At 63.8% G+C, this 13,599-nt stretch carries 9 protein-coding genes and 1 tRNA gene; 5 read left to right on the forward strand and 5 right to left on the reverse strand.

Annotated elements, in window-relative coordinates:
* Positions 1-8: 8 nt before the first annotated feature.
* Positions 9-1,361: a 23S rRNA (uracil(1939)-C(5))-methyltransferase RlmD gene (rlmD, locus tag ACMRQN_RS03135; protein WP_418733780.1), complete on the reverse strand. Its 1,353-nt coding sequence runs from the start codon at positions 1,359-1,361 to the stop codon at positions 9-11.
* A 77-nt stretch (positions 1,362-1,438) separates the two neighbouring features.
* Between rlmD and ACMRQN_RS03140 the strand changes: the two genes are divergently transcribed.
* A tRNA-Arg gene (locus tag ACMRQN_RS03140) sits at positions 1,439-1,514 on the forward strand.
* Positions 1,515-1,695: 181 nt separating this feature from the next.
* On the opposite strand, the gene cydC is transcribed toward ACMRQN_RS03140, so the two are convergent.
* Positions 1,696-5,280 carry a thiol reductant ABC exporter subunit CydC gene (cydC, locus tag ACMRQN_RS03145; RefSeq protein WP_418733781.1) on the reverse strand — a complete coding sequence of 1,195 codons (3,585 nt, stop codon included), beginning with the start codon at positions 5,278-5,280 and terminating at the stop codon, positions 1,696-1,698.
* Between the two features lie 293 nt (positions 5,281-5,573).
* A complete protein-coding gene (locus ACMRQN_RS03150) occupies positions 5,574-6,560 on the reverse strand; it encodes a glycosyltransferase family 2 protein (protein WP_417041164.1) in 987 nt (328 codons plus the stop codon).
* A 267-nt stretch (positions 6,561-6,827) separates the two neighbouring features.
* Between ACMRQN_RS03150 and ACMRQN_RS03155 the strand changes: the two genes are divergently transcribed.
* From ACMRQN_RS03155 to ACMRQN_RS03165, 3 genes are read left to right on the forward strand one after another with little or no spacing between them, the layout of a single operon-like run.
* Positions 6,828-7,244 carry a GtrA family protein gene (locus ACMRQN_RS03155; RefSeq protein WP_418733782.1) on the forward strand — a complete coding sequence of 139 codons (417 nt, stop codon included), beginning with the start codon at positions 6,828-6,830 and terminating at the stop codon, positions 7,242-7,244.
* Positions 7,245-7,268: 24 nt separating this feature from the next.
* Positions 7,269-8,693 carry an MGDG synthase family glycosyltransferase gene (locus ACMRQN_RS03160; RefSeq protein ID WP_418733783.1) on the forward strand — a complete coding sequence of 475 codons (1,425 nt, stop codon included), beginning with the start codon at positions 7,269-7,271 and terminating at the stop codon, positions 8,691-8,693.
* A gap of 45 nt (positions 8,694-8,738) precedes the next feature.
* On the forward strand, positions 8,739-10,328 hold the full coding sequence (locus ACMRQN_RS03165; RefSeq protein ID WP_418733784.1) for a DEAD/DEAH box helicase: 1,590 nt from the start codon (positions 8,739-8,741) through the stop codon (positions 10,326-10,328).
* Positions 10,329-10,355: 27 nt separating this feature from the next.
* On the opposite strand, the gene ACMRQN_RS03170 is transcribed toward ACMRQN_RS03165, so the two are convergent.
* Together ACMRQN_RS03170 and ACMRQN_RS03175 are read right to left on the reverse strand one after the other, a co-directional pair.
* Entirely contained in the window at positions 10,356-11,033 is a 678-nt protein-coding gene (locus tag ACMRQN_RS03170) for a winged helix-turn-helix transcriptional regulator (protein ID WP_296061813.1), read from the reverse strand.
* 32 nt (positions 11,034-11,065) lie between these two features.
* Positions 11,066-12,409 carry a glutamine synthetase family protein gene (locus ACMRQN_RS03175; RefSeq protein WP_418733785.1) on the reverse strand — a complete coding sequence of 448 codons (1,344 nt, stop codon included), beginning with the start codon at positions 12,407-12,409 and terminating at the stop codon, positions 11,066-11,068.
* A gap of 329 nt (positions 12,410-12,738) precedes the next feature.
* On the opposite strand from ACMRQN_RS03175, the gene ACMRQN_RS03180 reads away from it, so the two are divergent.
* Complete coding sequence (locus ACMRQN_RS03180) at positions 12,739-13,599, forward strand: MetQ/NlpA family ABC transporter substrate-binding protein (protein ID WP_418733786.1); 861 nt, start codon at positions 12,739-12,741, stop codon at positions 13,597-13,599.

The raw sequence follows: 13,599 nt of genomic DNA on the forward strand, positions 1-13,599 counted from the left end.
GGCAAGAACTATTTTGCATTTTTCCGCACAAAAATGCTCACGACCTCGACGTGGTAGGTTTGGGGGAACAAATCGACCGGCTGCGCGTAAAGCAGCTCGTAGCCGTTTTCCTCGAATCGGGCCACGTCACGCGCCCAAGTCGCGGGGTTGCAGCTCACGTACGCCACGCGCTCGGGGCGCGCCGCAGCGATGCTTTCCACCACGCCGTCCGCCAAGCCCGCGCGCGGCGGGTCGACAACGAGCGCGTCGAGCTCGCCCAGCTCGGGAAGCTCGCGGGCCGCATCGCCGCCGATAATCTCGATGTCGACCCCGTTGGCGTCGGCGTTGCGGCGCAGATCTCGCACGGAGCTTCCCGCCGACTCGACGGCAATCACATCGGCGCCCGCCGCAGCGAGCGGGATGGAGAACGTGCCGCCGCCCGAGTACAAGTCGGCAATGAGCATCTCGTCAAGGCCGACAGGCCCCTCATCGCCCACTTCCCCACCGAGCCCGCGAATGACCTCGCCGATGAGCTTTTCTGCCTGAGCTGTGTTCACCTGGAAAAACGACGGCGCTGCCACGCGGAAGGTGAAGCCGAGCAGCTTCTCCTCCCAAAAGCCCTTGCCGTCGAGCACCTCCACTCCCTTGATCTTGCGCGCGCGACCCGGGTCGGCGAGCACGCGCACAATGCTCGTGGCCTTAAACGACCCCTTGAGGATGTTGGCCACATGGCCGCGCGGGAAGGCAGCGGGCATCGTCCAAAGTGCGACCTCGGTACTGTGGGTGCGCACGCTATGCCGCACACCGACGCGGAAAATTCCCAGGTCGTCTGCGCCTTGCGCGAAGCGGAGCGCCCCGCGCAGCGCCTTGGGAGCGCGCTCGATCTGCTTGTAGGCAACTGGGCACGTGGCGCTCGCGACAACGTCTTGGCAACCTTCATCGTGGAAGCCCAGCTGGAACATGCCCGCCGCATCGAACGCCGCGCCGAGCTCGATCTTGTTGCGATACCCCCACTGTCGCTTGCTTCCCAGGCAAGGGCGCACGAGGGCAGCCGCGCGTTCGTCTCCGAAGCCGGCCGTGCGCGAAAGCGCCGCAACGACGTTGTCGGTCTTCGCGGCAAGCTGGGCCTCGTAGCTGAGGTGCTGCCAGGGGGCGACCCCTTGCGAGGACGGCTCCGCCCAGGTGGGGGCCACGCGGCACGCCGCAGGCTCCTTCACCTCGACGATGCGCGCGCGCGCGAAGGAGTGCTTCTCCTCCGTCAGCTCGATGGCGAGCACGTCGCCCGGCGCGCCACCTTCGACAAACACGGCCTTGCCGCTCTCGAGATGCGCGACCGCCTCGGGGCCGAACCCCATGCGCTCGATCGTTACGATTTCTCCCATGCCCTTTGCCCGTTCTCTTTCATTTTCGATATCGATGTTTGCGATTCACCCATGATAGCGTATAATTCCTGGGTTGTGCCCCTGTAGCTCAGGGGATAGAGCGTCTGCCTCCGGAGCAGAAAGCCACAGGTTCGAATCCTGCCAGGGGCACCAGGGTAAAATGAAAACGCCAGGCCGCAAGACCTGGCGTTTCTTATTGCAGGGATAGCCGCGCCCGCAGCACCCGCTCGCGAGTCTTGCAAGCCCCACGGGGCGCAGCGCCTCCCCACGAGCCCGACGAGGCAGACGCCTTCCCTCCGCGTCGCCATCCGCCCTGCGACGCAGCTCTCCTTCGCTACGACACCCGGCCGTGCTCGACCGAGTAGGTAGCATCGGCGATGGCGGCGGCGCTCGGGCGATGGCTTACGAGCAGCACCGTCTTCCCCGCCCGATTGTCGGCGAGCGCCCGCAGCACGGCAGCCTCGTTCAGGGCGTCCAAGTTGCTCGTGGGCTCATCGAGCAGCACAAAGGGGGCGTCGTGCAAAAACACGCGCGCAAGTCCCAGCCGTTGGCGCTCGCCGCCCGAAAGCGCGTCGCCGAGCTCGCCCACCTGGGTATCGAGGCCTGAAGGAAGCCTGCGAACGAAGTCGGCGATGGAGGCCTTTTCGCACGCGGCCATGATTTCCTCATCGCTCGCGCCCGGCTTCGCAAAGGCTAAATTGTCGCGCACGGTGCCCGCGAACAGGTGCGTCTCCTGCGTCATGAAGCCTTCCACCTGGCGCAGGCTCGCGGTAGCCACGCGGCGAACGTCGCGCCCCGACACCTCGATTGCGCCGCTGTCAACGTCCCAGAAGCGCATGAACAGCTTGAGCAGGGTCGACTTCCCCGACCCCGAGCGTCCCGCGATGCGAACCACTTGACCTGGCTGAATGCTCAGCTCGACATCGGAGAGCACGCACGCATCGCCGTACGAGAAGTCGACATGGCTCGCCGCGGCGCCGCTGAACCCGTCGAGCGAGACGCCGTCTTCTATCTCTACGGTCTGCGGGCTCTCGTCGAGCACGTCGAGCACGCGGGCGCCCGATGCGAGCGTCTGCTGCAGCGTCGAACCCAGATTCGCCACGGCGATGACCGGGCCGAACGACGACATGAGCGCCGCGCACGCGATCGCCGCCGGGCCGAAGGCGACAACCCCTCCGTTCGCCAGGTGCATCGCCGCGAGCAGCATGCCCATATCGAGCGCGAGCACCACCGCACCCGTCGCCGCCATGGCCACCGCCGTGCGATCCTTCAAGCGACCTTCCACCTTGGCGAGGTCGCTCATGCGGCAGGCCAGCTCGAGCGCGCGATCATCGGCGCGCCCGAACTGCAGCGTTTCGCGCAGGCCGCGCAGGCTGTCGAGCACGAACGCGTTCATGGAACCGATGGCGTCGCGCACCTCGCGCCCGCCCGTGCCGCTCGCCTTCGACGAAATCCACGGCACCGCAATGCCCACGACCGCGTAGGAGAAGGCGGCGTAGACAGCCAAAAGCGGCGAGAGCGTTGCGGTGAACGCCACCATGACAACCGACACGACAAGGGCGATCGCTGCGGGCGAGAGCGTGTGCGCGTAGAACACCTCGAGAAGCTCGATGTCACCTGTGAGCAGGGACACAAGGTCGCCCTTGTCGCGACCTTCGAGCTTGGCCGGCGCAAGCGTGCGCATCTTGCCGAACACCTTGTCGCGCACGAGCGCGAGGATCTTAAACGCCAGGTAGTGGTTGCACAGCTGCTCGCCATAGCGAAGCGGCCCGCGAACCACACCGCACACGACCACGAGCGCGCACGCCACGCCTAGAGGGACAACGCCCCACGAGCCCGCTGCATTGAGCAGGCCGTACGCTGCGAACACGGTGAGAAAGATCGCCGCGAGGAAGCCGAGCACGCCGAGCACGATGGCGAGCGCCATCACGGGAAGAAGCGGGCGCGTGAGCCCCACAAGCCGCGCCATGATGGAGAAATTGGAGCGGCGGCGCGGCGCTGCGGTGCCCGAGGTCCCCCGTCGGTCGGCACCTGCAGGCTGCACCAGCTCGTCGGCTTCGCAAGGCGGCTCCGGGACGCTCGCACCCAGGGTCGGGGTCGCGCCCGAGGCTGCACGCGGGGTCGCGACCACGTCCACCGCGACCGAAGTCGCTGCACCCGCGACGGCGCCCGCATCCGAGGCCGCTTCCCCGTCGCCCTGCGCGAACGCCTCCAATTGCGACTGGCTCTCCCACAGCCGCGTGTAGGCGCACCCGCGCGCAAGCAGTTGGGAATGCGTTCCATGCTCCACAAGTTTTCCCTGCTCAAGGACGTAAATCTCATCGGCATGCTCGATGGCCGACAAACGATGCGAGATCATGATGACCGTGTGGCTGCCCGCAAGCTCGCGCGCGGCTGAGATGATAGCGGCCTCGCTTTCGGCGTCGATATTGCTCGTGGCCTCGTCGAAGATGTAGATGGGCGAATCGTGCAGCAATGCCCGGGCGAACGCCAGGCGCTGGCGCTGACCACCCGAAAGGTTCGCGCCCTCTGCCGCGATCTCCATGTCGAGACCGCCCGATTCGCGCACGAAGCCCGCCAACCGGCACTTCGCGAGGGCGCCCCACAGCTCGTCGTCGCTCGCATCGGGCTTGGCGAGCAGCAGGTTCGCTCGCAGCGTCCCCTTGAACACGTAGCTCGAGAACGGCACCGTGGTGACGGTCTTGCGCAGCGACTCGACCGAGATATCGCGCAGGTCGATTCCGCCAATGCTGACCTCGCCCGTATAGCGCGCATTCGCGCCCGACAAAATGCCCGCAAGCGTCGACTTGCCCGAGCCGCTCTCGCCCGTCACGCCGATGAAGCTGCCGCACGGCGCCGAGAAGTCAACCCCCTCAAGCACCTGGCGTTTCCCGTCGTAGGAGTACCCGACACCGCGGCATTCCACGCGCGCATCGTGCGGATCGACCTCGCAGGCGCCGTCGACGGGCAGGGGCGCATCGAGGATTGCATACATCTTCTCCGCCGCAGCCATGCCACCCATGGCCGTGTGGAAGAACGAGCCCAGCGTGCGCATGGGGATGAAGAACTCGCTTGACAAAAACACGATGGAGAATGCCGCCGCGAACGTCGCCGCGCCGCACGAGAACTGCCACAGCACGGCGATCATTCCCACCGCCGCGCCGCCGAACGCGAAGAGATCCATGACGGTGATCGAGTTCAGCTGCATCGTGAGCAGGCGCATCGTCGCCTTGCGGAAGCTCTCCGCCGCCCCGTTCATCTCCTCGTGCTTGCGCGCGTCGGCGGAATAGATCTTGAGGGTCGTGAGGCCCTGGATCGCTTCGAGGAACATGCTGCCCAGATCGGTGTAGCTGCCCCAGTAGTTGCGCATGGTGCGGCGCGCAATTTTCTGCACGCAGACGATGGATGCGGGAATGAGCGGCACGCACACGAGCAGCGCCACGGCGGCGGGAAGCGACAGGGGCGAAAGCGCCACGAACAGCGTCAAGGGCGCGAGCAGAGCGTAGAAGAGCTGCGGCAAGTATTGGCCGAAGTAGCTCTCGAGCTGCTCGGTGCCCTCGACGCTCACCTGCACGGCGACGGCCGTCGCCACAGTCTCGCTGTAAGCGGGCCCGAGCGCTGCGAGCTTGTCGTAGACCTGCTGGCGGATGGAACATTTCGCGCAAGAAGCGGCCTTACGGCCCATGCGCTGCGCCGCCGTCTGGCATATCATGCGCACCACGATTGCCGCCGCCGACACCGTAAGCACACCGATTGCCATGCCCGCGTCAGCCGCGCCCTCGAGCGTCGCCTGCAAGAACAGGCCGATGACTACGAACAGCGCGATATTGCACGCAAGGGCCACCCATTGAAGCGTCACATCGGCGACGATGAACTTGACAGCGCCCGGCACCATCGAAAGCAAACGTTTATCGAACACGTCTTCCCCGTTTTCACTTGTATGAAGTTAAAAAGTTATATCTGGCTAATGGTAACCCACGAGATACTTTTTGGGGAGAGGAAGGCGGAAAGATTACTTAGGCGGCGCAAAACGCCTGTTCGAAAAGCCGCAGTTCGCCTGCAATCACATATGCCGCCGCGTCCCGATACACAAAGAGGGTTGAAGCCGCCGCACGCTGAGCAAGCACACGGCGCGGGACCGCCTGGGCACGCTCGACACCGTCACCTGAGGCTGCGGGCGCGGCGAGACGCTGCCACCAACTTATTCCGCAGCTATGCGTGCGTAGTCTTGCCGCATTCCTCGTAAATGCGCGTGACCTCGAGCTCGTATTGCTTGCGCGCTCCCTTCACCACCGTGTCCAGGATTAGGCCGCACGAGAACGACAGCATCCCCAAGAAGATGAACGCCACGGCCAAAAGCGCGGTCGGCAACTTCGGAACGAGCCCCGTATGAGCGAACTCCCAGATCACAGGCACGCCGAACAAAAGACCGACCACGCACAGCAGAAGACCCAGAAGCGAGAAGAGCGCGAGCGGGCGGTAATCCTTGAACAGCGAGAGGATCATCATGAGCACCTTCATGCCGTCGGAGAAGGTATTGAGCTTGCTTTCGGAGCCCTCGGGACGGTCACGATAATCGATAGGAACCTCAGCGATACGCCATCGCTTGTCGACCGCGTGGATCGACAGCTCCGTCTCGATCTCGAATCCCGGCGAGAGCACCGGCATCGACTTCGCGAACACCTCGTTGTAGGCGCGATACCCCGTCATGACGTCGGAGAACTCGAACCCGTAGATCGCCTTGATGAGGAAGCGGACGAGATTGTTTCCAAAGCCGTGGAAGGCGCGATCGTTTTCCTCGCCGTAAGTGCCGTTCGACAGGCGGTCGCCCACCACCATGTCGGCCTCGTCGTTCATAAGCGGCGCCAAAAGCTCGGGCGCGGCCTCGGCGGGATAGGTGTCGTCGCCGTCAACCATAATGTAGTAGTCGGCGTCGATATCGCGCATCATCTGACGCACGACGTTGCCCTTCCCCTGGCGACGCTCGACGCGAACCTTCGCACCATGCTCGCGCGCGATGTCGCCCGTACCGTCGGTGGAGTTGTTGTCGTAGACGTAGATTGAAGCGTCGGGCAAGACGCGCTTGAAGTCGTCGACCACCTTCGCGATAGTGAGCGCTTCGTTGTAGCAGGGAATGATGACGGCGACGGAGGGCTTCCCCGTGCGATCGGTGGTGTTATCGGCAGCCTCAAGGCTCATGTAGGTGCTCCTCGCAAATATGTGCAATCAACCGCGCCGCAGCGCGCAACTCAAAACTTCTAACCAGTGAATGCTAGGGGATGAAAGCCCGAACCGAGGCGGCGTCAAGGGAAAAACAGGGAATCAGAGGAGAACGCGCCGCGAGCAGCTCGCTGTGATAGAGTTCACGCGGGCTGAAACCGCCTGCGCGCGAGACTTGAGCGCGCTTATTGGGACCGCATAGGGGGCGCACGCTTGAGACGCGCGCTCGAAAGGCACTCGGATATCGTGAAGAAACTTATCGCACAGCTTATGAAATTCGGCGTCGTCGGCGTGATCGCCTTCATCATCGACTACGGCCTGCTCGCTCTTTTGACGGAAGTTTTCGGCGTGAACTACCTGGTGAGCGCCACGATTTCTTTCACCGCGTCCGTCATCTTCAACTACCTGGCCTCGATGCGCTACGTTTTCACCCACAAAGAGGGGATGAGCCGGCGCCGCGAGTTCATCATCTTCGTGACCTTGTCGGTGATCGGCCTTATCATCAACAACCTCTGCATGTGGGCAGGCGTCGAGCTCGCGCATATCCACTACCTCATCACCAAGATCGGCGCCACGTTCATCGTCATGGTGTGGAACTTCGTCACGAGGAAGATCTTCCTCGATGGCGGAGACGCGCCCGCCGAAACGCCGAGCAAGAGCTAGGCCACAGCGTTTACGATGGAAGCTATGGAACACACTGGCGAAATGGACAACGAGCTCGCGCAGCAGCCTACCACGCCCGAAGGGGCATCGGGGGTTGCGCGCAAAGATGCTCCTGAGCAGGTGCTTGCCGGCACAAACGAAGGCTCGCCCGACAACGCGCCCGAGCAGCAGCCCGGGGCCAGCACCCCCGACGACGCAACGCGCCCGACGGTCATCGTGATGCACGCCTCCGTCGGCTCTGGCCATCGCAGTGCGGCGAACGCTGTCGCGCAGGCGCTCGAGCTTTTGCGCGACGACCCGTCCCTTCGCGATGGTGTCCCCTGCCCCGAGGACCTGAATGTCGAAGTGCTCGACGTGCTCGACTTCGGCCGCATGCGCATGAACGGCGACAAGATGGCGTCGATGTTCACCGGCCCGACGCGCCCCATCTACGACCTCACCTGGCGCTACACTCTCACGGGGCGCCTTCTGTGGGCAGGCGGCACCGCCTGGTCGCGCATCATGTTCCCCCGTTTCACCGAGCACGTGCGCAAAGCCAAGCCCCTCGCCATCGTCTGCACGCACATCACCGCCGCCAACGTCGCCGTCGGCGCGCGCATGATCACCGGGCAGTCCTTCCCCATCGTATGCGTCCCCACCGACTACGAGACCGAAGGGCTGTGGCCCCATCTGCACAGCGACCTTTTCTGCGTCGCGAACGAGTCGATGGCCGAGACCCTGCGCCCGCGCAAAGTGCCCGAAGAACGCATCACAATCACGGGCATCCCCGCGCGGCCCGCGTTCCGCAAGACCTACGACAAGGCCGCAGGGCGCGAGAAGTTCGGACTGCCGCAGGACAAGCGCATCGTACTGGCGCTCGCGGGCGCGTATCTCCCCACGCCCTACGTGCGCTTTCGAGAGGCGCTTGACAAGATGCTTCCCTACCTGCACCGTTTCAAGAACACCCACCTCGTGATCGTGGCGGGCGCCGACGCGGAATACGCCGCCCATCTGCGACGGGAATGCGAGGAGCTGGGAATTCCGAACGCCACGGTGCTCGAATACGTGGAAGGCATGGCCGAGCTCATGGCCGCGAGCGATCTTGTGATTTGCAAGCCGGGCGGGCTTACCGTGACCGAGTGCCTCTGCGCGAAAGCGCCCATGATCCTGCTCGGGCGCGCCTATGGCCAGGAGAACATCAACGTGCGCATGCTGACCTCGCTCGGTGCCGCCCTGCACGTAACGACCGCGCGCGAGCTCGTCGGAGCGATGGGGCATGTCGATACGAACCCCGCCATCGTGGAGGCGATGCTCACGCAGGGCTCCTTCCTGCGCCGCCCGAACGCGGCGATCGACATCGCTCGCAACGCGTTGCGTCTGGCCGCAGCCGAGCCGAGCACTGATGCGCGCATGCGCAAGAAGCATTTCCTCCACTTCTACTGGGGGCACACCCCCGCACACATCCGCTAATGCACTCGGCATCGCGCCGAGATGGAAAGGAACAACCGAACGATTATGGCTTCATTCGACGATCTGGGGCTTAGCCCCAAGGCGCTTGCCGCCGTCGCGTCCCTCGGCTACGAAGAGCCGACCCCCGTGCAAGAACGCGCGATCCCGCTTGTCCTCGAAGGACACGACATCATTGCCGCCGCAAAGACGGGAACAGGAAAAACCGCCGCTTTCTCGCTTCCTTCGATGGATAAGCTAGGGCATGCGAAGGGTGAGCGCGGGCCGCTCATGCTCGTCGTCACCCCGACGCGCGAGCTCGCCGCACAGATCGCAGAGGTCTGTGAGGCCGTGGCGAAATCGACCCACCACCGCGTGCTTTCCGTCGTGGGCGGCGTGTCGTACAACCCGCAGATCAGCGCCCTGAAACGCGGAACCGACGTGCTCATCGCTACGCCGGGGCGCCTGATCGACCTCATGGAGCAGAAGGCTGCGCACCTTGATCGCGTGGAGGTGCTCGTGCTCGACGAGGCCGACCGCATGCTCGATATGGGCTTTCTGCCGTCAGTGAAAAAGATCGTCGCCGCCACGCCGAAAACGCGCCAAACGCTTTTGTTCTCCGCCACCATCGACCGCTCGATCGAGGGGGTTGCGGGCACGTTCTTGCGCGACCCCGAAGTGGTGGAGATCGCGCACAAGGGCGAGACCGCCGACACGGTCGACCAGTGCATCGTGCATGTGCCGCAGGTGCTCAAGGCCGACCTCCTGCGCGCGACGATCGCTGCATGGGGGCACGAGCGCGTCATCGTGTTCGCCCGCACGCGCAGCCGCGCCGACGCGACGTGTCGCCGCCTGAAGCGCGCTGGGTACTCAGTGGAGGCCATCCACTCGAGCCGCACGCAGAACCAGCGCCGCCGTGCGCTCGAGAACTTCGCAGCCGGAACGACCGACATCCTGGTGGCCACCGACGTGCTCGCCCGCGGCATCGATGTCGACGAGGTGAACTACGTCGTGAACTACGATTTGCCCACGCAGGCGGAGGATTACGTGCACCGCATCGGGCGCACGGGGCGCGCAGGCGCGAAGGGCCGCGCGATTTCCTTCGTCACGCCCGAGACGAAGGAAGCGCTCGCCGACATCGAGAAGTTCACGAAGCGCGAGATTCCCGAGGTGCGCATCGAGGGCTTTGATGAGGAAGCGTGCGCCGTGGCCGCCGCCGAACGCGCCACGAAGGCCGCAGCGAAACGCGACCCCGACATCGCCGAGGCAAAGCGCGAGATGGACAAGCGCGAGAAGAAAAAGAAGAAGGCGCAGGCCCGCGCCGCCGAGGAGCGCGAGGAAGCGCGCAACGGGAACGGCGGACGCAGCGGGAAGGCATCGGGCAAGGGCGCCAAAACTCACAACAGCAAGAAGGCGTCGCATGCTGACGGACAGCGCACCCGCAAGAGCTCACCTGAGACGAGCAGGCCCACCAAGGGCGCGAAGGCGCAGGCCGAGCGTTCGCTCAAGAGCGCACAGGCTCAGAATGAACACTCGCGCAAGCAGTCGCAGGGCGGGAATTCCCGCAAGCAGACGAGCGCCGCGAAGCCGAAGGGCGACTTCCGCCCCGGCCGCGCACACCGCGCCGAGGTGGCCCGTCAGCACAGCAAGCGCCGCTAGGCTTTCCCGCCTCTGGGGCGCAAGCGCCTAGGCGCTCCAGAGGTAGCCGACGCCGCGCACGGTTTCCAGACGTTGCGCCAGCTCGGGGCCGAGCTTCGCGCGCACGCGCCTCACGTGGACATCGACCGTGCGGCTGCCACCGTAGTAATCGAAGCCCCACACGCGGCGCAGGAGCGCATCGCGCGAATACGTGCGACCCGGATGCGTCACCAGAAACGCGAGCAGCGCATATTCCAAGTACGTGAAGTCGAGCGGCTCGCCGTTCACCTTCACCTGATAGGTCGCCAAGTTGATCGTCATGTTGTCGACCGAGATGTAATCGGAGGTAGAGCTCTCGTTGCCGGGCCACAGAAGCTGGCGAATGCGGGCGGCGCACTCCTCGGCGGACGCGCCGTGAACCACGAAGTCCGCCTTGATCTGCACAGGAAGACGGAACTCGGACAGCTGCGCCTCGTTCACGATGACGAGCATCGACGTGGAGCCGTCTTCCACCAAAAGCGACTCAGCCTGCGCCACCGTGTCGAGCGCATCGCCGCGAGCCTCGTAAATCACAAGGTCATGCGATGGATGCTGGGCGAGCAGCTTCTTGAACTGCGCAGACGAACCTGCCACCACGTCGACATCGAGCCCCGAGAGCACGGACTGGAACTTATGGGCGTTGTCGAGACTGTCGGCGATGAAAAGAACCGTCTTCCTTTGCATCATGGCTCAACCTTTCCCGCACACAGGGCGCACATCTAAAGGACCTCGAGGTAGCGGTTGCGTTCCCATTCGGAAACGGTGCCCTGGTATTCGTTCCACTCGGCGCGCTTCGCCTCCACCAGATAGCCATGGATATGCTCGCCGAGCGTCTTCTTCATGAGCTCGGACTCGGCGAAGAGCTCCACCGCCTCGCCCAGGCTCTCAGGCAGCGTACGAACACCCTGTTTACGCAGGTCCTGACGCGAAAGTTCGAACAGGTCAAGCCCCTCGGTCGGATCTTGCAGGGGAAGCTCCTCCTCGATGCCGGCAAGGCCCGCGGCGAGCATGCAGGCGAATGCCAAATACGGGTTCGCCGCCGGGTCGGGGTTGCGCAGCTCCACGCGGCACGCGACCTCGCGGTTCGGACGATACGCCGGGATGCGCACGAGCGTCGAGCGGTTGCGGGCTCCCCAGGAAATGTAGGTAGGCGCTTCCCCGCCGGAGACGAGGCGCTTGTAGGAGTTCACATACTGGTTGGTGATGCAGCAGAACTCGGGCGCGTACTTCAAAAGGCCGGCGATGTAGTGTTTCGCCAGGTCGGAAAGGTTGTAGCCGAGCGGATCGTTCGGATCGAAGAAGGCGTTGTTGCCATCGAGATCGAACAGGCTCTGATGCACGTGCATACCCGACCCAGGGGCATCGGCCAAGGGCTTAGGCATGAACGACGCGTACACGCCGTGCTTCATGGCGATTTCCTTCACGACCAGCTTATAGGTCATCACGGCGTCGGCCATAGAAAGCGCGTCGGTGAAGCGCAGGTCGATCTCGTGCTGGGAAGGGCCGTTCTCGTGGTGGGAGTACTCCACCGGGATGCCCATCTTCTCCAGGGTGAGCACCGTGTCGCGTCGCAGGTCGGAAGCGTAGTCGAGGCTCGTCAGGTCAAAATACCCGCCATGGTCGAGCACCTCGGTCGAATGCTGGTCCTTAAAGTAGAAGAACTCGAGCTCGGGCCCGACGTTAAGCACGTAGCCCATATCGAGCGCGCGCTCGACCTCGCGTGCGAGCACCTGGCGCGGGTCGCCCTCGAAGGGCTTGCCGTCAGGCGTGCGGATGTCGCAGAACATGCGCCCCACCGCGTTGCTTTCCGGGCGCCACGGGAGCACCTGGAAGGTCGAGGCGTCGGGGAAGGCAAGCATGTCGCTTTCGCGCGTTCGGCAAAAGCCCTCGACGCAGCTGCCGTCGAAGCCCATGCCGTCCTCGAAGGCGTTCTCGAGCTCGCTCGGGATGACGGCGAACGACTTCATGTTGCCGAGAACATCGGTAAACCAGAAGCGGACGAAGTGGACATCGCGGCCCTTGATGGTTTTGAGCACGAAATCTTGTTCCGGATTGGATGACATGGCATATGCTCCTTGCGTTCGATCGTTCTCGGCGGTGTGCCCCGCACCGCTCAAGCGCAGCTGCACCGCAGGCCACGCCCTTAGAGTATTTTCCCATTATATCGGGTCATGTTTCGATGGGGTTAACAGTTTTCTGAAGCTTTGGCCCCTCTCCTTCACCATCGGCTAATTCTCTCTCGGGCAGAGCGGCGTTTTCGATATATCGCAAATTACGATAGCCAGGCATTTGTTTTTCGAACTACCACTTACCCCGCGCTCGCGATACTATGGAGAGCATCGAATGGAAGCGAACGCGTTAAGGCAACGCGTCCCAGGAAAGGACATCATCAATGGCAATCAACTTCAAGAAGAAGAAAGCGGCGCTCGTCGCAACGCTCGCCCTCGGCGCAGTACTCGCGTTCGGCCTGGCAGGCTGCGGCGCGCAGGGCGCAAGCTCCGACAAGTCGGCAAGCTCCGACGACAAGACCATCACGGTCGCGGCAACCCCCTCGCCGCATGCGGAGATCTTAAACGACGCTGTGAAACCGCTGCTCGAGAAGGAAGGCTACACCCTCGTGGTGAAGGAGTTCACCGACTACGTGCAGCCCAACACGGTGACCGAGGAAGGCGAGGTCGACGCCAACTACTTCCAGCACATCACCTACCTCAACAACTTCAACGAGGAAAAGGGCACGCATCTCGTGAGCGTCGCCGACGTCCACTACGAGCCGTTCGGCCTGTACCCGGGCAAGACCAAGAGCCTCGACGCCCTGGCTGACGGCGCGACCGTCGCCGTTCCCAACGACGCCACCAACGAGGCGCGCGCGCTGCTGCTGCTCCAGGACGCCGGCCTCATCACGCTGAAGGACGACGCAGGCATCAACGCCACCACAAACGACATCGTCTCCAACCCGAAAAACCTCCAGCTGAAGGAAGTTGAGGCCGCAACGGTTCCCAACATCGTCGCCGACGTCGACATTGCCTGCATCAACGGCAACTACGCCATTCCCGCGGGCTTCAAGACCACCGACGCGCTTGCAACCGAGTCCGCCACCTCGCTCGCCGCTGAAGCTTATGCGAATGTGCTCGTCGTGAAGGATGGCAACCAGGATTCTGATAAAATCAAGGCTCTTGTGAAAGCACTCACGTCCGACGAGGTTCGCACCTACATCAACGACACCTACGCCGGCGCTGTCGTCCCCGTGTTCTAA

Source organism: Ellagibacter sp. (assembly GCF_048412355.1).
Classification (GTDB): domain Bacteria; phylum Actinomycetota; class Coriobacteriia; order Coriobacteriales; family Eggerthellaceae; genus Ellagibacter.